Source organism: Pseudomonas sp. LBUM1643 (genome assembly GCF_059716215.1).
In genome coordinates, this window is record NZ_CP166813.1 from 262,261 (window position 1) to 284,880 (window position 22,620).

The 22,620-nt window shown below is 59.4% G+C and carries 19 protein-coding genes; 8 read left to right on the forward strand and 11 right to left on the reverse strand.

The genetic code is table 11. The annotated features are described in order from the left end of the window. Positions 1 to 172: 172 nt before the first annotated feature. A complete protein-coding gene (locus ACA063_RS01130; RefSeq protein WP_122840747.1) occupies positions 173 to 1,714 on the forward strand; it encodes a phosphoenolpyruvate carboxykinase in 1,542 nt (513 codons plus the stop codon). A gap of 63 nt (positions 1,715 to 1,777) precedes the next feature. On the opposite strand, the gene ACA063_RS01135 is transcribed toward ACA063_RS01130, so the two are convergent. From ACA063_RS01135 to ACA063_RS01145, 3 genes are read right to left on the reverse strand one after another with little or no spacing between them, the layout of a single operon-like run. Next, positions 1,778 to 2,632 (reverse strand): EamA family transporter, encoded by an 855-nt coding sequence (locus ACA063_RS01135; protein ID WP_497666452.1) that lies wholly within the window; start codon positions 2,630 to 2,632, stop codon positions 1,778 to 1,780. A 42-nt stretch (positions 2,633 to 2,674) separates the two neighbouring features. Next, a complete protein-coding gene (locus ACA063_RS01140) occupies positions 2,675 to 3,028 on the reverse strand; it encodes a DUF1493 family protein (RefSeq protein ID WP_497664471.1) in 354 nt (117 codons plus the stop codon). 43 nt (positions 3,029 to 3,071) lie between these two features. After that, positions 3,072 to 3,365, reverse strand: coding sequence for a hypothetical protein (locus tag ACA063_RS01145; protein ID WP_497664472.1), 294 nt, complete (start codon positions 3,363 to 3,365; stop codon positions 3,072 to 3,074). A 347-nt stretch (positions 3,366 to 3,712) separates the two neighbouring features. Between ACA063_RS01145 and ACA063_RS01150 the strand changes: the two genes are divergently transcribed. The 3 genes from ACA063_RS01150 to ACA063_RS01160 all read left to right on the forward strand — a co-directional run bounded on the left by ACA063_RS01150 (position 3,713) and on the right by ACA063_RS01160 (position 7,685). Beyond that, positions 3,713 to 5,641 (forward strand): RecQ family ATP-dependent DNA helicase, encoded by a 1,929-nt coding sequence (locus ACA063_RS01150; RefSeq protein WP_497664473.1) that lies wholly within the window; start codon positions 3,713 to 3,715, stop codon positions 5,639 to 5,641. Between the two features lie 227 nt (positions 5,642 to 5,868). Continuing rightward, complete coding sequence (locus tag ACA063_RS01155) at positions 5,869 to 7,095, forward strand: 3-hydroxyacyl-CoA dehydrogenase (protein WP_497664474.1); 1,227 nt, start codon at positions 5,869 to 5,871, stop codon at positions 7,093 to 7,095. Positions 7,096 to 7,265: 170 nt separating this feature from the next. Further along, positions 7,266 to 7,685, forward strand: a complete 420-nt coding sequence (locus ACA063_RS01160; protein ID WP_497664475.1) for an acyl-CoA thioesterase — start codon at positions 7,266 to 7,268, stop codon at positions 7,683 to 7,685. Between the two features lie 107 nt (positions 7,686 to 7,792). Here the strand turns inward: ACA063_RS01160 and ACA063_RS01165 are convergent, their stop codons facing one another. The 4 genes from ACA063_RS01165 to ACA063_RS01180 form a co-directional block, all read right to left on the reverse strand. Beyond that, entirely contained in the window at positions 7,793 to 8,281 is a 489-nt protein-coding gene (locus ACA063_RS01165; protein WP_497664476.1) for a glycine zipper domain-containing protein, read from the reverse strand. A gap of 310 nt (positions 8,282 to 8,591) precedes the next feature. Further along, the gene (locus ACA063_RS01170) at positions 8,592 to 10,940 is read right to left on the reverse strand and encodes an FdhF/YdeP family oxidoreductase (protein WP_497664477.1); all 2,349 of its coding nucleotides are present in this window, start codon (positions 10,938 to 10,940) and stop codon (positions 8,592 to 8,594) included. After that, complete coding sequence (gene fdhD / locus ACA063_RS01175; protein ID WP_497664478.1) at positions 10,937 to 11,776, reverse strand: formate dehydrogenase accessory sulfurtransferase FdhD; 840 nt, start codon at positions 11,774 to 11,776, stop codon at positions 10,937 to 10,939. The genes ACA063_RS01170 and fdhD overlap by 4 nt, the downstream gene beginning before the upstream one ends. Positions 11,777 to 11,867: 91 nt before the next feature. Further along, on the reverse strand, positions 11,868 to 12,755 hold the full coding sequence (locus ACA063_RS01180) for a LysR family transcriptional regulator (RefSeq protein ID WP_162437018.1): 888 nt from the start codon (positions 12,753 to 12,755) through the stop codon (positions 11,868 to 11,870). A gap of 138 nt (positions 12,756 to 12,893) precedes the next feature. Here ACA063_RS01180 and lysM point away from each other — a divergent pair, with 138 nt between their 5' ends. After that, complete coding sequence (gene lysM / locus ACA063_RS01185; RefSeq protein WP_150712480.1) at positions 12,894 to 13,343, forward strand: peptidoglycan-binding protein LysM; 450 nt, start codon at positions 12,894 to 12,896, stop codon at positions 13,341 to 13,343. Positions 13,344 to 13,465: 122 nt separating this feature from the next. On the opposite strand, the gene yrfG is transcribed toward lysM, so the two are convergent. Next, positions 13,466 to 14,128, reverse strand: coding sequence for a GMP/IMP nucleotidase (yrfG, locus tag ACA063_RS01190; protein ID WP_490146689.1), 663 nt, complete (start codon positions 14,126 to 14,128; stop codon positions 13,466 to 13,468). A gap of 90 nt (positions 14,129 to 14,218) precedes the next feature. Between yrfG and nudE the strand changes: the two genes are divergently transcribed. Continuing rightward, a complete protein-coding gene (nudE, locus tag ACA063_RS01195) occupies positions 14,219 to 14,785 on the forward strand; it encodes an ADP compounds hydrolase NudE (RefSeq protein ID WP_194691784.1) in 567 nt (188 codons plus the stop codon). Next, positions 14,782 to 15,609 (forward strand): 3'(2'),5'-bisphosphate nucleotidase CysQ, encoded by an 828-nt coding sequence (cysQ, locus tag ACA063_RS01200; RefSeq protein WP_497664479.1) that lies wholly within the window; start codon positions 14,782 to 14,784, stop codon positions 15,607 to 15,609. The genes nudE and cysQ overlap by 4 nt, the downstream gene beginning before the upstream one ends. Positions 15,610 to 15,721: 112 nt before the next feature. Here cysQ and ACA063_RS01205 read toward each other — a convergent pair whose 3' ends face one another. Genes ACA063_RS01205 through ACA063_RS01215 form a run of 3 tightly spaced genes read right to left on the reverse strand, consistent with a single transcriptional unit; the run spans position 15,722 to position 19,417 of the window. Next, positions 15,722 to 16,177 carry a thioesterase domain-containing protein gene (locus tag ACA063_RS01205; protein WP_497664480.1) on the reverse strand — a complete coding sequence of 152 codons (456 nt, stop codon included), beginning with the start codon at positions 16,175 to 16,177 and terminating at the stop codon, positions 15,722 to 15,724. 40 nt (positions 16,178 to 16,217) lie between these two features. Further along, the gene (locus ACA063_RS01210) at positions 16,218 to 17,612 is read right to left on the reverse strand and encodes a sigma-54-dependent transcriptional regulator (RefSeq protein ID WP_497664481.1); all 1,395 of its coding nucleotides are present in this window, start codon (positions 17,610 to 17,612) and stop codon (positions 16,218 to 16,220) included. Beyond that, entirely contained in the window at positions 17,609 to 19,417 is a 1,809-nt protein-coding gene (locus ACA063_RS01215) for a sensor histidine kinase (RefSeq protein WP_497664482.1), read from the reverse strand. The genes ACA063_RS01210 and ACA063_RS01215 overlap by 4 nt, the downstream gene beginning before the upstream one ends. Positions 19,418 to 19,644: 227 nt before the next feature. Between ACA063_RS01215 and ACA063_RS01220 the strand changes: the two genes are divergently transcribed. Further along, entirely contained in the window at positions 19,645 to 22,557 is a 2,913-nt protein-coding gene (locus ACA063_RS01220) for an aminotransferase (RefSeq protein WP_497664483.1), read from the forward strand. Positions 22,558 to 22,620 lie beyond the last annotated feature (63 nt).

Here is a 22,620-nt window from a genome sequence, read left to right on the forward strand (position 1 = left end):
CGCAGGTAAATTCACTGCTTGGCGCCGGAATAACGCCGTTACGACGGGAGGGCCCTACTATTTTTGGGCGTTTCTGGCATAATCCGGCCCACTTTTTGTCGCGGTAGTAGTGCACGACTTTCTACTACAAAACGTTTGGAGCACACTCGGCCACTGGCCGACGGGGAATCTCATGACGCAAGCCAATAACGCCGTGTACACCGATCTGAGTGTTGATGATCTGGTTAAAGAAGCTCTGAATCGCGGTGAAGGCGAGCTTGCCGATACCGGCGCGCTGGTGGTTCGCACCGGTCACCGCACCGGCCGCTCGCCAGTTGACCGTTTCATTGTTGAAGAGCCAACCACTCAGGCAGCCATTGCTTGGGGCCCGATCAACCGCAAGTTCCCGGCCGACAAGTTCGACGCCCTGTGGGACCGCGTTGAGGCTTTCAACAACGCGCAAGAGCATTTCGTTTCCCATGTGCATGTAGGTGCGTCGGAAGATCACTACCTGGCCGTGAAGATGACCACTCAGACTGCCTGGCAGAATCTGTTCGGTCGTTGCCTGTTCATCAACCCGGCCCAGTACAACCCTGCGGGTCGTGAAGAGTGGCAGGTTCTGAACGTTGCCAACTTCGAATGCGTTCCAGAGCGTGATGGCACCAACTCCGACGGTTGCGTGATCCTCAACTTCGCACAGAAGAAAGTGCTGATCGCCGGTATGCGTTACGCCGGTGAGATGAAGAAAGCCATGTTCTCGGTGCAGAACTTCCTGCTGCCGGCTGCCGACGTGCTGCCGATGCACTGCGCCGCCAACATCGGCGAGGCGGGCGATGTAACCCTGTTCTTCGGTTTGTCCGGTACTGGTAAAACCACCCTGTCCGCCGACGAAAGCCGTTACCTGATCGGTGACGACGAGCACGGCTGGGGCGAAGGCGTTGTCTTCAACATCGAAGGCGGCTGCTACGCCAAGTGCATCGACCTGTCCGAGAAGAACGAGCCGGTCATCTGGAAAGCCATCAAGCACGGCGCAGTCCTGGAAAACGTCGTCATCGATGATGCCAAGCACGCCGACTACGCCGATGTCAGCCTGACCCAGAACAGCCGTGCCGCCTACCCGCTGGAGCACGTTGCCAAGCGTTCCGAGAAAAACCTCGGTGGCGAGCCGAACGCTGTGATCTTCCTGACCTGCGACCTGACCGGCGTACTGCCGCCAGTGTCGATCCTCAGCGAAGAGCAAGCGGCCTACCACTTCCTGTCCGGCTACACCGCTCTGGTGGGCTCGACCGAAATGGGTTCCGGCAGCGGCATCAAGTCGACCTTCTCCACCTGCTTCGGCGCACCGTTCTTCCCGCGTCCGGCTGGCGAATACGCAGAGTTGCTGATCAAGCGCATCCGCGGCTTCGGTTCCAAGGTATACCTGGTCAACACCGGCTGGACCGGCGGTGGCTACGGCGTCGGCAAGCGCTTCAACATTCCGACCACTCGCGGTGTAATCGCAGCGATTCAAAGCGGCGCGTTGATCGGTGCTGAAACCGAACACCTCGACACCATCAACCTCGACGTGCCACTGGCCGTACCGGGCGTTGAAACTGGTCTGTTGAATCCACGTAACACCTGGGCTGACAAAGCCGCTTACGATGAATCGGCTAAAGCACTGGCCGGTCTGTTCGTTGAGAACTTCAAGAAGTTCGACGTGAGCGATGCCATCAAGGCTGCTGGTCCGAAGTTGTAAGTGTTGGTTTGAAGCTGTGAGAAAGCCGCCTTTAGGGGCGGCTTTTTTGTGGGCGCTGTTTTTTCAGGTTTTGAGGTGCAAGACAAATGCCCCGAGTAAAACCAAAACAACCCCAAGGATTTGTATCTTCGCCAGTCTCTCTTTAAAAAATACATACCCCAAAATCGCCGCGATTCCTCCGGAAAGTGTGCTGATCACCGTCACCACCGAAACCGATCCCGCCACCGCTCCCCAGGCGAATGACGAAAACCCGCCGAGGTTCATCAGGCTGGCGCCAGTGAGTGTCATACAGTTTTTCAGAGGTGGAATTTTCAGGCCGTCCTCAATTTTCAGGACGATGACTATCAGCACCATAAGTCCGATCAGGTACGCCAGCCAGAGCATCGTCACTGGACCGAGTACTGGCAGCACGTAGTGGCCTTGCAGCCAGAAGCTGGTGCCATAAAAAACAGCTGCAAGCAGTGCGTAGGCAATCGAGCTGCCGGCTTGAGTCGTGTGTGGAATCTTCGAGTCTGAATGAATGCTCGAGAGGATGACCCCGAGCACACACAGGGCAATGCAAAACAGCTGGATCAGACTGATCTGCTCACCTGCAGCCCATGACAACAACGTCGTCACCACGCCATAAGAAGTCACCAACGGCGCGACGCTAGACGCTTTGCCAAGGGCGAACGCTTTTGACAGCGCGAGTGCGCCGGAAACGGTCAGCACGGCGGCACCCATGCCGATCAGCCAGACGTCGAGCGATGCCGACATCGACTTGACGATAAATGCGGGGAAAGCGATCAGCAGCAGGCTCATGATGCAGAAACCCAGCGCCTGACCGAAATAAACGGCGCGTTTAACACCCACTGCACGGGCATTCAAACCCACCAGGAAATCCGTACCGCCCCACATCACGGCGGCGAGCAATCCCATCAGTACGTCCACACTATGTCCTTATAGATTGCACTGCGGACGTCAGAGGCTTTCCAGCGCCTGAGTATCCCAGCAGCGGGCCTTGATCGCCCGGTAGAGCATGCCAACGGTCAGCGAAACCTTGTCGCCACGTCCCTTGGCTCTGCGTTTAAGAAACACATCGTAGCCTTCGGGGTGGAAGTAGCGATAGGCGTCATAATCGACGAAGTCGACGTCGAACTGTTCTTCCAGCGCCTCCATCAGTTTTCGCGCATCAGTGCCGTCGCAACCGAGGTCGACGTTGATCGAGGTGGCGAGGCTGACGGTTTTACGTTCGGGCAGGCCAAGTTCTTCGTGCAGCAACTGCATCAGCAGCTGCATGTCGTGATCGTCGGGCAAGTCGGAGGCGAAATTCATTGCAGGGTTATCCGATACGAAGGACGGGACTGAGGCAGGGGATTCAGATTACGGTAATTTTTGGAATCCGTTGTCGAGCAACTTCGAGCAGCTCGTGACCGTCTTGTGTCAGCAGGTATAGCGCGCTGATGATTTTGGGGATGTCACTGGCTTCGGCTTGTTCAAAACATTGACAGTAAAGCGTTTCAAGCAGGTCACTGGCGGCGCGGATGCGTTGTCGGGCGGCGTCGAGTATTTCGTGCGGATCGGCTTCCGAGTCGATGACTAGCACGGGCGTTTCGCTGTAGCTGGACTTCAGCGGTCGATAGCGTTCTGTAGGCGGATTGATCTGATTCATTGAAGCCTGTCCTTGATGAATTCGGAGGTCGCTCCGGCTGGCCGACAAGTATTTTCAGCTGCGGCGAAAACTATGACGATGCCGACCTGTGTGTGCAATACAGCCTCAATCGACAGGGTGTGTAGGGGCTTTACTGCCCTTTCGGATTGGCCCTACACGTTTTGTGAAAGACACCGATAAATGAGAAATTTCCCACGGTTTCGTCAGACACGATAACGACAAACCGTCCTGATCATTCTTTCATCCGCTGTATCATCCCGTATCGTTTTTGCCCCCGACCTTTTCTCGACTCGCTGCAATCGCCGGCTAGGCTTTGGGCTTCGCAGCGGTCAACGGAGTGACAGCTTATGCACAACACCCTGGAACAGGTTTTCGGTTTCTCACAGTTTCGTCCCGGCCAAGAAGCAGCGATAAGCGCGGTGTTGGCCGGTCGTTCAGCCGCAGCGATTTTCCCTACGGGATCGGGCAAGTCCATCTGCTACCAATTGTCTGCCTTGTTGCTGCCGCACCTGACACTGGTGGTGTCACCGCTGCTGGCGCTGATGCAGGATCAACTCGTATTCCTGCAGCGCCATGGCATCTCGGCAGGCAGTATCGATTCGGCCCAAAGTCGTGATGACGCCAGTGATGTAATGGCTCGCGCCAAGTCTGGCGAGCTGAAGATTTTGATGATTTCGGTAGAGCGGCTGAAAAACGAACGCTTTCGCAATTTTTTGCAGCAGGTACCGATTTCCTTGCTGGTGGTGGACGAGGCGCATTGTATTTCCGAATGGGGCCATAACTTCCGACCCGACTACCTCAAGCTTCCGGACTACCAGCATCAGTTCAATATCCCGCAGGTGCTGCTACTGACCGCTACGGCGACACCCAAGGTGATCGCGGACATGCAGGCCAAGTTCGCCATCGCGCATGAAGACGTGGTGACCACGGGGTTCTACCGCCCCAACCTCAACCTGCTGGTGGAACCGGTACGGGGTCAGGACAAGCGCCGACGACTCGTCGAATGGATGAGCCAGCGGCCGGGCCAGCCCAGCATCGTTTATGTCACCTTGCAGAAAACCGCTGAACACATTGCCGAGCACCTGGAACGCAACGGTATCCAGGCCGAGGCGTATCACGCAGGTTTGCCCCACGAGCAGCGGGAAGCCATCCAGAAACGCTTCATGGGCGGTCAGTCCAACTGCATCGTTGCCACCATCGCGTTCGGTATGGGCATCGACAAAAGTGACATCCGCAATGTGGTGCACTTTGACCTGCCTAAATCGATCGAGAACTACAGTCAGGAAATCGGTCGCGCCGGACGTGACGGGGAGCCGTCGGACTGCCTGGTCCTGGCCAACCGTGACAGCCTCAATGTGCTGGAGAACTTCGTTTACGGCGACACCCCTGAGTTGGACGGTATCCGGCATGTGCTCGACGAATTGCGAGCGGCAGCGCCGGAAGGACAATGGGAGTTTTTGCTGGGCCCGTTGGCAGATCAGAGCAACATTCGGCAGCTCCCGCTCAAGACTTTGCTGGTTCAGCTGGAACTGCGCAGGATCATCGCCCCGCGTTATGCCTATTACGCCGAATATCGCTTCAAGTATGTGCAGGAGCCCGAGGTTTTACTTGCCCGTTTCGAGGGTGAACGAAAGGATTTCGTCGCTGCGATCATCCAGACCTCCAAGCGTGCGCGCGCCTGGGCGACGGTGAATTTCGAAGCGCTTTACGACCAATATCAAGCTGAGCGCGGTCGGGTAGTGAAGGCGCTGGATTACTTCCAGGAAAAGGGTTGGATCGAGCTGGAAAGCAAGCTGATGACCGAGGTCTACAGCGTATTGCATACGGATTTTGACAGTCAGGCACTGGGCGCAGAACTGCATGCTTGTTTCACACAGCATGAGCGCACCGAGATCGCCCGGATTCACGCCATGCTGGACCTTTTCGCCACTGGCCAATGCCTGGGTTATCGACTGGCCGAGTACTTCGGCGATGAAAATGCGCCACAGCGGTGCGGGCATTGTTCGGTGTGCCATGGAGACATAGCGCGGTTGCCATCCCCGCCAGAACTCCCCGCGCTTGTGGATAAGTCTTTCGAAGCGTTGTGTAGTGATTTTATCCACAAGCACGAAGCGCACACCGGCAGTGCTCCGTCGTCTGAGCGCGTCACGCGGTTTCTATGTGGGATCAGTGTGCCGTTGTTCACCAAGTTAAAAGCGCGGGCCATATCGGGGTTTGCGGTGCTGGAGGATTATCCCTATGGCGAAGTGCGGGGTTGGGTTGAAACGCACCTCTGACCTGTAGGAGCTGACGAAGGCTGCGATCTTTTGATCTTGATCCTCGGCAGTTCCAGTAGCACTAAAGATCAAAAAGATCGCAGCCTTCGGCAGCTCCTACAGGGTTGGCTGCAAATACAGGGCTAATCCATCCGCTGAATGTTGCTCATCACAGGAATAAATTTCAAAAATGTGCGGTGGCTGACTATGGTGAGGGCTGTCTTTGGATCGCTAACAAGAGAACAACCATGAGCCAGACACCGTTCAATATTCAGCGCGCCGCCGTCATTGGCGCTGGCACCATGGGCCGGGGCATTGTGATGTGCCTGGCCAACGCCGGAGTGCCGGTGCAATGGGTCGACAACAATCCGCAGATGCTTGAGCAGGCGCTGGCCGCCGTCGCGCAGACCTGCGAGCACAACGTGCGCCAGGGGCGTATCGATCAGGCTGAAGCGGACGCACGCATTGCTCGAGTTACCACGGCTCCCGACTACGCAGCGATTCGCGACGTTGATCTGGTCATTGAGGCGGTTTACGAGAACCTCGAGCTCAAGCAAAAAATCTTCCGTGAGCTGGATGGTCTGCTCAAGCCTGAAGCCATTCTTGCCAGCAATACTTCGGCGCTGGATATCGATGCCATTGCCGCGGCAACCCGACGGCCAGAGCAAGTCCTGGGCCTGCATTTCTTCAGCCCGGCGCACATCATGAAGCTGCTGGAAATCGTCCGTGGCGCCAAGACTGCGCCAGCGGTTCTGGATGCCGCGATGGCTTTAGGCAAGCGCATGGGCAAGGTCAGTGTGGTCTCCGGCAACTGCGATGGTTTTATCGGCAATCGCATGCTCAACACCTACGTGCTCGAAGCCCGCAAGATGCTGCTGGAAGGTGCCTACCCTTATCAGGTGGATGCGGCGCTGCAAGGTTTCGGTTTCGCGATGGGACCGTTCCGCATGTTCGACGTGGTCGGGATCGACCTGCAATGGCGCGCTCGGGAGTTGGCGGGCACAGGGCAGGATGCACCAGAGGTCCAGGTGGACAACCGTTTGTGTGAGCTGGGGCGCTTCGGGCAAAAAAGTGGCAACGGCTACTACCACTATGAACCGGGCAGTCGTCAGGCTGAGCACGATGTGGAGGTCGATGCGCTGGTTCTGCAGGTTAGCGAAGGGCTGGGCTTCCAACGCCGGGAGATCGGGCCTGAGGAGATCCTCGAGCGCTGCTTGCTGGCACTGGTCAACGAAGGGGCGAAGATTCTTCAGGAAGGCATCGCCGGCTCCGCGCACGACATCGATCTGGTTTATCTCAACGGTTATGGCTTCCCGGCGGACAAGGGCGGTCCAATGGACTGGGCGGATCAGCAAGGGCTGGCGGATATCCATCAACGCTTGTTGGCGCTTGAGACCCGGCAGGGCGATCACTGGCAGCCGGCCCGCTTGATTGGGGAATTGGAGGCGATGGGCAAGGGGTTTGCTGAACGATAATCGGGTGACAGCACCGGCCTCATCGCCAGCAGGCTGGCTCCCACACTGGATCTGTGTCGGGCACAAAATGTGTGCACATTGGAGAACCACTGTGGGAGCCAGCCTGCTGGCGATAAATACGACACGGTTTTCGCATTAGACTGCCCCTCACATTCAAGGAACCGACGCCGATGCCTCAACGCACTGAATATCCGCACTTTCAGCCCATCACTACGCGCTGGCATGACAACGACGCCTACGGTCACGTCAACAACGTCACCTACTACAGCTTTTTCGACACGGCGGTGAATACCTACCTGATCGAAGTCGGCGGCCTCGATATTCATGAAGGTGAAGTGGTGGGTTTCGTGGTGAGTTCAGCCTGCGACTATTTTGCATCCATTGCCTTCCCTGATCGGATCGAGATCGGTCTGCGCGTGGGCAAGCTGGGCAATAGTTCGGTGCAGTATGAATTGGCAGTGTTCAAGGCCGGCGAAGATGAAGCCTGCGCGGCGGGGCGTTTTGTTCACGTGTTCGTGGACCGCGAATCGAATGAGCCGGTGACGATCCCTGGCCCGTTACGCACGGCATTGGAACGATTGGTGATTTGAAACGAAAAGATCGCAGCCTCCAACAATTCCTGCAGGTATCACACACCCTGTAGGAGCTGCCGGAGGTTGCGATCTTTTGATCCTCAATCGTTAGATCGTTCTAGCGATCAACGATGACGATTGTATTTGTGATGCTTGCGATGGCCATAAGCGTGACCGCGGCCACGGTGGTCATCACGGTAGTAACGGCGATCATCACGGCCGCGACTGGAATGACGATCATCATCGTCGTCGTCACTCTTGTTACCCATGTAGTTACCCAGCGCGCCACCCGCGCCGCCGCCTGCTGCAGAGCCGATCAGGCTGCCAGTGGTGCCGCCCACGCTGCGACCTACCACATTACCGCCTGCTGCACCCAGCGCGCCGCCAATGGCTGCTTCGCCACGGCTGCGTTTGTCTGCGCCGACTGCACTACCACCCGCGCCGCCCAGGGCTGCGCCAATGGTCGAACCTGTGTTGCCGCCTAACGACTGTCCGACGACCGAGCCAAGAACCCCGCCCAATGCGCCGCCCACACCTGCTTCGGTGGTGCCTCCGGCAGAAGCGAAGCCACTGACCAGGCCAAGGGACAACAAGAGAATCGAGGAGAACTTCATAGAGGAACCTCAAGGGGATGACGGCGCGATCCTGAGGCTGTGCGGTAGTGGTTACAATCAAAATCCGACGAGTAACACGACTTGTACACAATTCCATAAGTTACTGTTTTTTAGACGGAACTTAAGTGTTTTTCGCCGGTCTTTAGTTACTTCGGATAGGCCGTTTTTGTGAAAAAACGGCCTTTTTTGTGGGCGATTGAAAAGTGTTGTGTCAGTAAAATGGCTAAAAGATCGCAGCCTTCGGCAGCTCCTACAGGAGTATGCATTCCACTGTAGGAGCTGCCGAAGGCTGCGATCTTTTGATTTTACATTACGCTGACCTGGCCATGATCAATCCAGTCTCACTCGCCGCTTCCAAACGTATCGCCACAAACTTCGACGTCGGCGTATGGCTGCCATCCCCGGTGCTTTCCAGCGGCACCAGTGGATTCACTTCCGGATAGTAAGCCGCTGCCTGCCCCGCCGGAATATCAAACGCCAGCAGCGTAAATCCCTTTACCCGACGCTCTCGGCCATCATCCCAAATCGAAACGATGTCCGCCTTCTGACCCGGTTTGAAGCCCAGGCGAATGATGTCGGCCTCGTTCACGAACAACACATCGCGCTGGCCTTTCACCCCACGGTAACGGTCATCAAGCCCATAGATCGTGGTGTTGTACTGATCGTGGGAACGCAACGACTGCATGATCAAATCCGGCAGCACGCCGGTCGCGCGAGTGCGCTCATGCACAAGGTCTTTGGGCAGAACGTTTGGTCGAAAATTGGCGCGGCCCGATGCCGTGTTCCACTTGCGCGCTCCCGCGCTGTTGCCGAGGTAGAAGCCACCCGGGTGCTTGACCTTCACGTTGAAGTCGCGAAAGCCTGGAATCGTGTCGGCAATCAGGTCGCGAATGCGATCGTAGTCGGCCACCAGCCAATTCCAGTCCACCGGCTTGCTCCCCAGAGTCGCGGCAGCGATGCCGGCGATGATCGCCGGCTCGGAACGCATCTGCTTCGACAGCGCCTGCAGCTGACCGTTGGACGCGTGGACCATGCTGAACGAATCTTCAACGGTCACCGCCTGCGGGCCTTCGGTCTGGATGTCGATATCGGTGCGCCCCAGGCACGGCAGGATCAGGGCGACTTTGCCATGGGCCAAATGGCTACGGTTGAGCTTGGTACTGATTTGTACTGTCAGGTCGCAATTGCTCAACGCCTGGAACGTGCGCGGGCTGTCCGGCGTCGCTTGAGCGAAGTTACCACCCAGACCGATGAAGACCTTCGCGCGACCCTCAGCCATGGCGTGAATCGCCTCGACCACGTTATGGCCATTCTCGCGCGGCACCTTGAACTGGAAACGGCGCTCCAGCGAATCAAGGAACGCCACCGGCGGACGCTCGTTGATGCCCATGGTCCGGTCGCCCTGCACGTTGCTGTGGCCACGTACCGGACAGAGCCCTGCACCTGGCCGACCGATGTTGCCACGCAGCAGCATCAGGTTCGCGATCTCCTGGATGGTCGCCACCGAATGGCGATGCTGGGTGATGCCCATCGCCCAGCACATGATCACGTTCTTGCCTTTGGCGTACATCCGCGCGGCTTGCTCGATCTCCACCAGGGGCAGGCCGGATTGCTCGACGATCTGCTCCCATGAGGTGTCGTCGACGATGCCCAGATACTCCAGCACGTTGACGCTGTGTTCATTCAGGAAGTCATGGTCGAACACGGCAGGCTCACCCGCCTTCTGCGCATCGCGCTCCCATTGCAGCAGGAACTTGGCCATGCCGCGCATGATCGCCATGTCGCCGCCCAGTGCTGGACGGAAGTACGCGGTGTTGGTCGGCTTGTCGCCGTTGGTGAGCATTTCGATCGGGTGCTGCGGGTGCTGGAAGCGTTCCAGGCCGCGCTCTTTCAGCGGATTGATGCACACCACCTGCGCACCGCGTTTCACCGCTTCGCGCAGCGGTTCGAGCATTCGCGGGTGGTTGGTGCCAGGGTTCTGGCCCCAGACGAAAATCGCATCGGCATGTTCGAAGTCGTCGAAGGTCACCGTACCTTTGCCGACGCCGACACTTTGCGACAACGCCACGCCGCTGGCCTCGTGGCACATGTTCGAGCAGTCGGGGAAGTTGTTGGTGCCGTAGGCGCGCACGAACAATTGATAGAGGAACGCGGCTTCGTTGCTGGCGCGGCCCGACGTATAGAACTCGGCCTGGTTCGGGCTCGACAGCCCTTGCAGATGTTTGCCGATCAAGGCGAAGGCGTCTTCCCAACTGATCGGCTTGTAGCGATCGGTCTGCGCGTCGTAGCTCATTGGCTCGGTCAGCCGGCCCTGGTACTCGAGCCAGTAATCACTTTGCTCCAGCAACGAACTCACGCTGTGCTTGGCGAAGAACGCACCATCGACACGCCGTTTGGTCGCTTCCCAGTTCACGGCTTTGGCGCCGTTCTCGCAGAACGCCACCATGCCGGCCTCGTTGGAATCGCCCCAGGCGCAACCCGGGCAATCGAACCCGCCGTTCTTGTTGGTTTTAAGCATCATGCGCAGGTTTTTCAGCGCGTTGTCGCTGCCCAACCAGGCACGGGCAACGCTGGCCAACGCGCCCCAGCCACCGGCCGGGCCTTTGTAAGGCTTGTAGCGCGGAACGGGTTTCTGGTCGGCTTGATTGTGTTGACTCACGCTTGATTCTCCAACGCAGGGCTGTAGACCCGCGGCGCACTTTTTTGCGGCAGGTGGATGAGATTGAGGTTGTGACGACGGGCCCATTGCACGGCAAGGCCGGTGGGCGACGACAGGCTGACGAGGGTCTGGATGCCTGCCCGCAGCACTTTCTGGATCAGTTCGAGGCTGCAACGGCTGGTGACGATTGCCAGTCCACCCGTCATCGGAATTTGTTTGCGAATCAGTCCGCCGATCAGCTTGTCGAGGGCGTTGTGCCGCCCTATATCTTCGCGACCCAGCAGCAACTCGCCCTGGTCGTTCATGAACACCGCCGCATGTACGGCGCCGCAATGTTGGCCCAGGGGCTGAAATGCGCCGATGCGCTGGCGCAGGCCGTCGAGCCATTCGGCCGGAGGCAGTGGCGCGCCGGACAAGACCTTGAGGTCAGGCAGTGCCTGCTCGACCGCTTCCACGCCGCACAGACCGCAGCCGCTGGTGCCGGCCAATTGCCGACGTTGTTGCTTGAGGTTCCAGAAGGCGCGATTGGCGATGGTCACTTGGGCGTATTGCGCGGACCCCGAGCCGCTGAGTTGCAGGTCATAGATCTCAGTGGCGTCTTCGATGATGCCGCTGCCCAGGCTGAAACCGACGATGAAGTCTTCCAGATCGGTCGGCGTCACCAGCATCACGGCCTGGCTGATGCCGTTGTAGGCAATCGCCAACGCGACTTCCTCGGCCAGCGCGGTGCTGTCCGTCTCGGTGTTTTCAAGGTTGCTGTAGCTGTAGGTCTGACTCGCAGCGGGCGCGGGCGTTTCGAGGGCAGGCGCCGCGCTGGATGGGCGCTTGGCGTTCATGGCATCACCACGGATTGATCAGCTTTAAGCCTAGGCGCGTCAAAGGGTCGCGTCTAATCGCTAATACTGATGTGCCGATAGATGGCGTCGATCAAGCGCCCGTCGGCGATTTCTGATAAATCGCAAAACAGGCCTCTGCCAGCGCTGAGCGCGGGGCGCTGCGACGCATGATCAGGCCAAGCCGGGCGAGGGTCTGGGCGTTTTCGATGGGCTGCAGGCGCAAGTGATCAGTGAGATTTTCCAGGCCACCGTCCAGCGGCATAACGGCGCAGCACAGACCGCCGTGCACAGCTTGTAACAGTTGATGCACGGCGTCGGTTTGCAGCAACGGCTGAGGCGTGAGGCCACGGCTGTGAAAGTTATGGTCGATCGACTGACGAAAGTGCATGCCACTGGTGAGCATGCCCAGCGGCAATTCGATCAGCGACTCCCAACTCAGCGGCGTCTCACCAAAATTGAAGAAGCGTTGATCGTAGAGCAAGCCCATACGGGTTTCGCTGAACGCCAGGGAGTCGAAGCGCTCGCCATCCAGGCGTTCGAGGTAGGAAACGCCGAGGTCCAGCCGATTGTTCGCCAGCTGTTCGAGGATCTGTTCGGAACTGAGGGCCGAGAGTTCGAAGCGCAGGTTCGGGTGTTCGGCATGCAAGCGCTGCATCAGCGGCAGCGGGTCGAAGCTCGACAGCGGCACCACACCCAGTCGTAGCGTACCGACCAGGTTACCGCGACAGGCCGCCGCTTCGGCTTGCAGACCGTCATAGGCTGCCAGCACCGTGCGTGCCCACGCCAAAACCCGCTCACCCGGAGCGGTGAAGCCTTCGAAGCGTTGACCGCGATTGACCAGCGGCAACTCCAGCTCTTCTTCGAGGCTGCGCAGGCGCATCGAGAGGGTGGGTTGGGTAATGTGACACCGGGCGGCCGCCTGACCGAAATGGCGGGTTTCGTCGAGGGCGATGAGGAATTTCAGCTGCTTGATGTCCATCTTCGCTCCAGGGCGCGGGAAGGTCGGGATTCTAGCGCCTGGGGGGAAGCGGCGTCATTGGTCGGGTTGGAAACGCTGTTGGCAGGCTTGGTCTAGGCTTTTGCGTCTGGACCCATTTATTCCCATGGAGAGCACACGATGAGCCTTTTCAGTTTTCTCAAAGAAGCCGGTGAAAAAATCCTCGATGCGCTGACGCCGGATAAGGCCGAAGCCAATAGCGAAGCGCTGACCAAGCATGTGAAGGATGCCCTGACGGGTATCGACACTTCCAAGATTCAGGTCAAGGTTGAGGGTGACAAGGTTATCGCCAGTGGCGAGGCGGCGACCCAGGAAGAGAAAGAAAAAATCCTGCTGTCACTGGGCAACGTCGCAGGTGTCAGTGGTGTAGAAGACCAGATCACCGTCACCGGCCCGGTTGTCGTCGCCGCGAAGTTTGTCGTGGTTGAGAAGGGCGACACTCTTAGCGCGATTTCCCTGCGTGTGTACGGCGATGCCAACAAGTATCAAAAAATCTTTGAAGCCAATAAGCCAATGCTCAAGGATGTGAACAAGATCTATCCAGGGCAGTCGCTGCGGATTCCCGAATAATGTGAGGCCCGTAGGAGCTGCCGAAGGCTCGGGCCGCGTTCGGACGATCTTTTGATCTTGTTTTTTCGGCATTTTACCGTCGAGATCAACAGATCGCAGCCTGCGGCAGCTCCTACATGGAATCAGAGACCTTCGATCAATTCCCGATAATCCCCAACGGCCGCAAATTCCGCCGTGTCTTTCGGCCCTTTACGGCTGTCCGGCTCGCGCACTGCCAGCAAATGCGCCACGCCAAAATCCCTCGCACTGCGCAGGATCGGCAAGGTGTCGTCGATAAACAGGCTGCGCGCCGGGTCGAAACTTATGTCCGCCTGCAAGGCGTCCCAGAATTGCGGGTTTTCTTTCGGAAAACCGTAATCGTGGGAACTGATCAGACGCTCGAAGTAAGGCGCCAGCTCTATTCGCTCCAGCTTCAATGACAGCGAATCCCGGTGGGCGTTGGTGATCAGCACCACGCGTTTGCCTGCTCGCTTGATCGCCGCCAGGAACGTATCCGCATCAGGGCGCAGGGCGATCAGGTGCGCCGTTTCCAGTTTCAGTTCACGCACCGGCAGCTTGAGTTCCGCGCTCCAGAAATCCAGGCAGTACCACTGCAGCTGGCCGGCGTTACGCTCAAACAGCGGCTGCAATTCCATTTCGGCCATGGCCCGGCTCACCCCGTGCAACTCGGCGTAGCGCTGGGGCAAGTGCTCCAGCCAGAAATGGTTGTCGAAGTGCAGGTCCAGCAGCGTGCCGTCCATGTCCAACAGAACGGTGTCGATGTCGTGCCAGGGCAGCAGGGACATAAAAAACTTCTCCAGCGGTGAAAAGGATATCCGGGATCAACAATGAGGATAGGCCGGGTATAGTAACCCGCTATCGCCAAGGAGCCGCTCATGCGCCAGAAACCCACCATCCTCGCCCGCGAGATCGTCGCCACCAGCCGTTTGTTCTGCGTCGAAGAGCTCAAGTTGCGCTTTTCCAACGGCGTGGAGCGCACCTATGAGCGATTGGTCGGCAAGGGCGCCGGCTATGGCGCGGTGATGATTGTGGCGATGCTCGATTCGGACCATGCGGTGCTGGTCGAAGAGTATTGCGGCGGCACTGATGAATACGAAATGTCGCTGCCCAAAGGTTTGATCGAACCGGGCGAAGATGTTTTGGCAGCGGCCGAGCGCGAGCTCAAGGAAGAGGCGGGGTATGGCGCACGGCAACTGGAGCATCTGACCGAGTTGTCGTTATCGCCCGGTTACATGAGCCAGAAGATTCAGGTGGTGCTGGCCACCGATCTGTACGAGGAAAGCCTGGAGGGTGATGAGCCGGAGCCGATGGGCGTGAGCAAGGTCAACCTGCGCGAGCTGTCGGCGCTGGCGCAAAACCCGCAGTTCACCGAGGGACGTGCGTTGGCGGCGCTGTACCTGGCCCGTGACCTGCTGACTCAGCGCGGGGTGTTTCTGCCATGAATTTTCCACACCCATTGATGGCTCCCGTCGTCGCGTTGGCGTTGCAGGCGGGTGACGCGATCCTGCCGTTCTGGCGCACGGGCACTGCGGTGACTGCCAAGGCCGACGACTCTCCAGTGACTGCCGCTGACCTGGCGGCGCACCATTTGATTCTGGATGGCCTGACGGCGCTCGATCCTGCTATTCCGGTGCTGTCCGAAGAGGACGCGAACATTCCCCAATCCGTGCGTGCGGGATGGCAGCGTTGGTGGCTGGTCGATCCGTTGGACGGGACCAAGGAATTTATCTCGGGGAGCGAAGAGTTCACCGTCAACATCGCGCTGATCGAGCAGGGGCAGGTGGTGTTTGGCGTGGTCTCGATGCCGACCAGTGGACGCTTTTATGTCGGTGGCGCAGGGTTGGGCGCGTGGCGTGGTGATAAAGATACTCCGCCATCGCCTATTCAGGTTCGCACGGTGCCGCCGACAGGGCAGGCTTTTACTGTCGTCGCGAGCCGGCGGCATTCGAGCCCCGAGCAGGAGCGCTTGCTGGCGGGTTTGAGTGCCAGTCTGGGTGAACTGGAACTGGCCAATATCGGCAGCTCGTTGAAGTTTTGCTTGCTGGCGGAAGGTTCGGCGGATTGTTATCCACGCCTGGCGCCGACATCGCAATGGGATACGGCGGCCGCCCAGGGCGTGCTGGAAGGGGCGGGCGGTGAGGTGCTGGAGTTGAGCGGAGCGTCGTTCAGTTATCCGGCGCGGGAATCGTTGTTGAACGGGTTCTTTCTGGCGTTGCCTGCGAAAGCGGCCTGGCGGGAAAAATTGCTGGAATTGGCTCGGGTGTGAAGATCAAAAGATCGCAGCCTCGTTTCACTCGACAGCTCCTACAGAACGACCACCTTAATCTGTAGGAACCCTGCAGGAGCTGTCGAGTGAAACGAGGCTGCGATCTTTTACTTCACCGATGCAACACATACTGCCCGGTAAACGTCACCGCATCGTCATCACTGTCAGCATTCACAATCCGCGAATGCAGCGTAATCCGGGCCCGACCGTATCGCTGATACATCGCCAGAAACTTCTTCCAGACGGCTGCACTCGGCGCCTGACAAATCGAAACCGCGTCCATCGTGACTGGCAACGGATAGCTGATTTGCCCTTCCTGAATCACGATGTGCCCGTCTTCAATCCCTTCTTCACGTAAACGCAAATGCAGCCAGCCCCAGCCCGCCAACACGGCGCCGCAATACAGGCTGCCGCCAAACATGGTGCTCTTGTGGTTGACGTTGGCTTCCAGCGGCAAGTGCAGGCGCAATTGTTGGTCGTGCCAGTCGAGCACCTTGAGGCCCATGTCCCGCGTCAGGGGGATGTCGTGATGGAGGATGGATTCCAGGTAGCGACTGTCGCGGCTCATGAATGCTCTCTTGCTTTCAGGTGGATGATTGGACGGCGGCTCAATCAAGGTCGTCGGTGGAGGTGTGGGCGCTGCTGTCGGCGAAATTCAACCCATGCTTGCGCAGTTTGTCGTGCAGGGTTTTACGCGGGACGCCGAGTGCTTCAGCCAGGCTGCGAACCGAGCTGTGGGAGCGTGCGAGTTCAGCCGCGATCAGGCTCTTTTCGAAATGCTCCACTTGCTCGCTCAGGCCTCCGCCGACGACTTCAACAGTCATGCCGGACACGCTATCGGACGAGCTGTTGTCCAGCGCCAGCTCCAGACCCAACGCAAAGCGCTCTGCGGCATTTTGGAGCTCACGCACATTGCCCGGCCAGGTGTGACGCAGCAACAGGGCGCGTTGCCCCGGTTGCAATTCATGGGGTGGTAAACCGTGACGGGCACTGGCCTCATCGGCGAAATGCTGAAACAACACCAACGCATCTTCACCGCGCTCGCGCAGGGGTGGAATGCGCAATGGGGCGACGTTCAGGCGGTAATACAAGTCGGCGCGAAAGCGTCCCTGATCAGCGGACTGGCGCAGGTCTTCCTTGGTCGCGGCGATGATTCGGATGTCCAGGGGGATCTGCTGATTGCCCCCCAAACGCTCCACCACACGCTCTTGCAGCAAGCGCAGCAACTTCACCTGCACGTCCAGGCTCATGCTTTCGATTTCATCGAGAAACAACGTGCCGCCGTTGGCAAATTCGAACTTGCCGATGCGACGTTTCTGCGCGCCCGTGAACGCCCCCGGCTCGTGCCCGAACAACTCGCTTTCCACCACCGATTCGGCCAGCGCTCCGGCGTTGATCGCCACGAACGGACCGTTACGCCGATTCGATAAATCGTGCAGCGCCCGGGCGACGACTTCTTTGCCGGCCCCGGTTTCACCGAGGATCAGCACATCGGCCTTGGTGGCGGCCAACGCGCCGATCTGCTCGCGCAGGCGCAACATCGGCGCCGACTGGCCGACCAGCCGGGCGCTCAGTTCATTGCGATCGCTCAGGGCCAGACGCAGGCTGCGGTTATCCAGCACCAGTCGGCGCAGGGCCAATGCGCGACGAACGCTGTCGAGCAACGCATCGCTGGCGAAAGGCTTTTCGAGAAAGTCATAGGCCCCGGCGCGCATCGCTTGCACCGCCAGCGGCACATCGCCGTGACCAGTGATCAACAGAACCGGCAGCTCCGGATCTTGAGCATGCAATTCGGTCAGCAGTTCGAGGCCGTCCATGCCTGGCATGCGGATGTCGCTGACCACCACGCCTGGCCAGTCGCGTTCCAACTGTGCGGCGAGGCCTTTGGCTTCAGCCAGCGGCAAGATCTTCAGGCCGGCAAGGTCCAGCGTCTGGCTCAAGGCCTGACGCAGATGGGGATCGTCGTCGATCAGCACGACCTGGATGCGGTTGTCGATGGTCATGCACTTCGGTCCTCGGACGGTTGCAGGCTCACGCCCGGTGCGCCTGGGCGCAGCTTCAGGGTAATCAGGGCGCCACCTTCCTTGTGGTTGGAGAACAACAGTTCACCGCCGAAGGCACGCATCAAGGTTTCGCAAATGGCCAACCCCAGTCCAAGCCCTTGGGTGCGGGTCTTGGTGGTGTAGAATGGCTCGCTGGCGCGTCCAAGGGCTTCCATGCAGAAGCCCGGGCCGTTATCGCGAATGTACAGGGTGACGCCATCAGCGGTGGATTGGGCACTCAGCCAGAGTTTACGCGGCGGACCTTTTTCAGTCAGGGCGTCCAGGGCGTTCGCCAGCAGATTGCCGAGCACCTGGCGCAAACGGGTTTCCCCAGCCTCGACCCACAAAGTGGCGGCGGGCAAATCGCGAATCAGCTCGACATCCATGCTGCGCCGCCGCTTGGCGAGCAGGGCCAGCGCGTCATCCAGCGCCGGTTGCAGGGCAACGCTTTCCGGGGCGTGGCGATCCCGCCGGGCGAAGGCGCGCAGGTGGGCAATGATCGAGGCCATCCGCGCGGTCAACTCGCTGATCAACTTGAGGTTGCCGCGCGCATCGTCAGTACGCTGGTGATCGAGCAGTATTTCGGCGTTTTCCGCGTAGCTGCGGATCGCCGCCAGCGGCTGGTTCAGTTCGTGGCTGATGCTGGCCGACATCGTCCCCAGCGCCGAGAGTTTGCCGGCCTGCACCAGATCATCCTGGGCGCGCACCAGTTCCTGTTGGGCCTGTTCGCGCTCCAGCACTTCTTCCTTGAGGCGTCGGTTGAGACCTTCCAGATCACTGGTCCGCTCGACGACACGCCCTTCCAGTTCACGTCGGGCCTTGGCTTCGAAAGCGATGCGTTCGAGGTAATGGCGCCGACGCTGCATCATCAACCCGAGCAACAGCATCAACACCAGCAAAGTGGCGCCGCCGATGGCGACCACGGTGCGCACCGGGCGGTCGATCAGGGTGCGCGGCGCGAGGATGTTGACGGTCCAGCCGGTTTCTTCAATTTGTCGGGATTGCGTCAGCCACGCATTCGGATTGAGCTTCAGCGGTTTGGGGTCGCGGGTCGGATAGGGCTGAATCGCAGTAATGGCCTTGTTCTCTTCTTCGCTCAACGCGCGGGTCGAGCGGAAGCGCCATTCTGGTCGCGACGTCAGAATGACCACGCCATTGTGGTCGGTCGCCAGCAATTGCTCTGGGGTCTTGCCCCACAAACTTTCGGTGTGGTCCAGATCAACCTTCACCACCAGCACGCCGATAATTTTCTCGCCGTGCCGCACGGCCGCAGCAAAAAAGTAGCCACGCTTGGCGGACGTCGTACCCAAGCCAAAAAAGCGCCCGAGCCGTCCGGCCATGGCTTCGCTGAAATACGGTCTGAAGGAAAAATTGCGCCCGACAAAGCTGTCGTTTTTATCCCAGTTGGACGCCGCCAGCGTCTTGCCCGTGGTGTCCATCAGGTACATCACTTCGGCACCGGTCTGGGCGCTGATGTTCTTCAGCAAGCGGTTGGCGTTGCCTTGCGTGACGCTATCGTCTGGCGCCCCCAGCACCGCGCGCAGGGCCGGAAGATCACCGAGGATCTGCGGTAACACCTCGTACCGGTGCAGCGTGCCCAGCAGGTTGGCCACATACAGATCAAGGGTCTGGCGATTCTGCCCGGCCAGTTCGCTGCGGTAATAACGCTCGGCCAGATGCTCCAGCGGCCACAGCAAAGGTGCCAGGCACAGCGCAAGCAGTGCGAGGCTGCGCCAGCGGGGTCTGCGGGGAAGGGTCGGAGTCATGAGCATCGAGCGCCTGAAAGTACAGGCGCATTATGCCCCCGCTCGGGAAAAGACGTCAGCGTCGTTGAAGCAGGTGGCGACGTGGTTATTGGCTGAAAGTTGCGGCGCGGCGTCGAGTTGCTCATCAAAGGCCAGGTGGAACGCGAGTGGTCTCGCTCTGGAAGGGGTTGCGTATCGCGACAAGCAGTGGCGATATAAGCGCCTGAAAACATTCTCAGGGGTCTTGTATGCCGCTCGCCACGTTGATTCATCGCGCCAGTTTGCCCAGCCCGCAGGTGTCTGCAGAGCAAGCGTCAGCGCTGCTCGAAAGGCATTACGGGTTGAGTGGCAAGTTGCAGGCGCTTGGCAGCCAGCAGGATCTCAATTATCGCGTCGACAGCGACCAAGGGCGTTTCGTCCTGAAAATTTGTCGCGGTGATTACGCGGTGCAAGAGCTGCAAGCCCAGCACGCGGGGCTCAAACACCTTGCCGATCACCCCGATGTGCAGGTGCCTCGGGTGATACTCGCCAAAAACGGCGCTGATCTGCTGTCGCTGGAAGTGGATGGGCAGACGGTGCATATGCGATTGCTCGATTACATCGAAGGCCAGCCGCTGACTCACCTGGGTCATCTGTCTGGTTCAGTGGTGGCGGGTTTTGGACGGCTATGTGGCGAAATGGATCTGGCACTGGCTGACTTCGACCATCCAGGGCTGGCGCGTACGCTGCAATGGGACGCCCGCCACGCCCACGCGTTGATCGCGCATTTGCTGCCGGTTATCAAGGATGACCTGCAGCGCCAGCAGATCGCCGAGGTGGCCGAACGTGCCGAGCGTCATTTGCTGCCGTTGGTGGATCAGCTGCCTGTGCAGGCGATTCACATGGACATCACCGATGACAACGTGGTCTGGCAGCGTGATGCGCAACGCGTATGGCAACTGCAGGGCGTGATCGATTTCGGCGACCTGATCCGGACCTGGCGCATCACGGATCTGTCGGTGACCTGCGCGGCATTGCTGCACCACGCCGAGGGTGATCCCTTTTACATCTTGCCGGCGGTCCAGGCGTACCACGCGGTCAATCCGTTACAGCCTGCGGAGCTGCTGGCGCTGTGGCCGTTGATCGTTGCGCGTTCAGCGGTGCTGGTGCTCAGCGGCGAACAGCAGGTCAGCGTCGATCCGGGCAATGACTACAGTCGCGATAACCTCACCCACGAGTGGGAGATCTTCCGCGTTGCGACGTCGGTGCCGTTGGCGTTGATGGAAGCGGCGATCCTGAGTTCTGTTGGCCAGAGCCTGACGAGCATTGGCAGTGAAGGTTTTGCGCCGCTGCTGCCCAGCCTGGTCGGGCGAGAATTTGCCTTGATCGACCTGGGGGTGCTTAGTCCGCATTTCGAGGCCGGTAACTGGGAGCAGGGCGGGATCGATCAGCGTCTGCTGGACGAGGCGTCGGCGGCGCATGGTCTGGCGGCCAGTCGTTACGGGCAGTATCGCCTGTCCCGCACTCAGCCGGACATTCCGTCCGAACCCGAGACCTGTCCTTTGCACGTGGAGTTACGGGTGCCCCACGGCACTCCGGTCGAATCGCCATTTGCCGGCATGATCCATCAACGGTCGGCGGGTGTTCTGCAACTCGATGGCCCGCAACTGAGCCTGCGGCTGTGGGGCGTGACGCCATCGTTGCACACGGGTGCGGCACTGGTGAAAGGCCAGGTGCTGGGTTCGGTCAGCGGCCCGTTAGTGGTGCAGCTGTGCCGAGGTGCTTCGCTGGATGCGCCGCTGTTTTGCACGCCGTCCCGAGCGGCGGCCTGGCAAGCGTTGTGCCCATCCCCGGCAACGTTGTTGGGGCTGGCCTGCGATGCGGAGCAGGAGCTGGATTCGCAGGCATTGCTGGCGCGTCGCGAGGCCAGTTTTGCCCGTACCCAAAAACACTATTACATCGACCCGCCGCGCATCGAACGTGGCTGGCGCAATCACCTGATTGACATGCAGGGTCGTTCCTATCTCGACATGCTCAACAACGTCGCGGTGCTGGGCCATGGGCATCCGCGCATGGCGGCGGTTGCCAGTCGCCAGTGGTCACTGCTCAACACCAATTCGCGCTTCAACTACGCCGCGGTTGCCGAGTTTTCCGAGCGTCTGCTGAAGCTGTCGCCGGACTCCATGGACCGCGTGTTTCTGGTCAACAGCGGCAGCGAGGCCAACGACCTGGCGATTCGTCTGGCGTGGGCTTATAGCGGTGGGCGCGACATGGTCAGCGTGCTGGAGGCCTATCACGGCTGGACGGTGGGCGCCGATGCGGTGTCGACCTCGATTGCCGACAACCCCCAGGCCTTGAGCAGCCGTCCCGATTGGGTGCACCCGGTGACTGCGCCGAACATCTATCGCGGCGAGTTTCGTGGCCCGGACAGTGCACCGGATTACGTGCGCAGCGTCGAACACAACCTGGCGAAAATCGCCGAGCAGAAACGCCAGCTCGCCGGGTTTATTTGCGAACCGGTGTACGGCAATGCGGGCGGGATCTCGTTGCCGCCGGGCTATCTGAAGCAGGTCTACGCACTGGTTCGCGCCCAGGGCGGGGTGTGCATCGCCGATGAAGTGCAGGTCGGCTATGGCCGCATGGGCCATTTCTTCTGGGGCTTTGAAGAGCAGGGCGTGGTGCCGGACATCATCACCATGGCCAAAGGCATGGGCAATGGTCAGCCGCTGGGTGCGGTCATCACTCGCCGGGTAATCGCCGAAGCGCTCGAGGCCGAGGGTTATTTCTTCTCGTCGGCTGGCGGCAGTCCGGTGAGTTGCCAGATCGGCATGGCGGTACTGGATGTGATGGAAGAGGAAAAACTCTGGGAGAACGCTCAGGTCGTGGGTGGGTATTTCAAAGAGCGGCTTGAAGCGTTGATCGATATTCATCCGCTGGTGGGCGCGGTGCATGGCTCCGGTTTCTATCTGGGCGTGGAGTTGATCCGCAACCGCGAGACTCTGGAGCCCGCGACGCAGGAGACCACCGCCTTGTGTGATCGCCTGCGCGAGTTGGGCATTTTCATGCAGCCGACGGGAGATGACCTGAACATCCTCAAAATAAAACCGCCGATGGTGACGTCGCGTCGGAGTGTGGATTTTTTTGTCGACATGCTTTCGAAGGTGCTCACCGAAGGCCTCTAAGTCGAAAGACTGATCCCCCTGGGTCTCTGTAGGAGCTGACGAGTGAAACGAGGCTGCGATCTT

Coding starts and splice junctions, on each gene's coding strand:
- cysQ (WP_497664479.1), top strand. CDS start 14,782: ATGAATTTTCCACACCCATTGATGGCTCCCGTCGTCGCGTTGGCGTTG.
- ACA063_RS01135 (WP_497666452.1), bottom strand. CDS start 2,632: ATGGGATTGCTCGCCGCCGTGATGTGGGGCGGTACGGATTTCCTGGTG.
- ACA063_RS01130 (WP_122840747.1), top strand. CDS start 173: ATGACGCAAGCCAATAACGCCGTGTACACCGATCTGAGTGTTGATGAT.
- ACA063_RS01160 (WP_497664475.1), top strand. CDS start 7,266: ATGCCTCAACGCACTGAATATCCGCACTTTCAGCCCATCACTACGCGC.
- ACA063_RS01180 (WP_162437018.1), bottom strand. CDS start 12,755: ATGGACATCAAGCAGCTGAAATTCCTCATCGCCCTCGACGAAACCCGC.
- ACA063_RS01215 (WP_497664482.1), bottom strand. CDS start 19,417: ATGACTCCGACCCTTCCCCGCAGACCCCGCTGGCGCAGCCTCGCACTG.
- ACA063_RS01145 (WP_497664472.1), bottom strand. CDS start 3,365: ATGAATCAGATCAATCCGCCTACAGAACGCTATCGACCGCTGAAGTCC.
- ACA063_RS01165 (WP_497664476.1), bottom strand. CDS start 8,281: ATGAAGTTCTCCTCGATTCTCTTGTTGTCCCTTGGCCTGGTCAGTGGC.
- nudE (WP_194691784.1), top strand. CDS start 14,219: ATGCGCCAGAAACCCACCATCCTCGCCCGCGAGATCGTCGCCACCAGC.
- ACA063_RS01220 (WP_497664483.1), top strand. CDS start 19,645: ATGCCGCTCGCCACGTTGATTCATCGCGCCAGTTTGCCCAGCCCGCAG.
- ACA063_RS01140 (WP_497664471.1), bottom strand. CDS start 3,028: ATGAATTTCGCCTCCGACTTGCCCGACGATCACGACATGCAGCTGCTG.
- fdhD (WP_497664478.1), bottom strand. CDS start 11,776: ATGAACGCCAAGCGCCCATCCAGCGCGGCGCCTGCCCTCGAAACGCCC.
- ACA063_RS01205 (WP_497664480.1), bottom strand. CDS start 16,177: ATGAGCCGCGACAGTCGCTACCTGGAATCCATCCTCCATCACGACATC.
- lysM (WP_150712480.1), top strand. CDS start 12,894: ATGAGCCTTTTCAGTTTTCTCAAAGAAGCCGGTGAAAAAATCCTCGAT.
- ACA063_RS01155 (WP_497664474.1), top strand. CDS start 5,869: ATGAGCCAGACACCGTTCAATATTCAGCGCGCCGCCGTCATTGGCGCT.
- ACA063_RS01150 (WP_497664473.1), top strand. CDS start 3,713: ATGCACAACACCCTGGAACAGGTTTTCGGTTTCTCACAGTTTCGTCCC.
- ACA063_RS01210 (WP_497664481.1), bottom strand. CDS start 17,612: ATGACCATCGACAACCGCATCCAGGTCGTGCTGATCGACGACGATCCC.
- yrfG (WP_490146689.1), bottom strand. CDS start 14,128: ATGTCCCTGCTGCCCTGGCACGACATCGACACCGTTCTGTTGGACATG.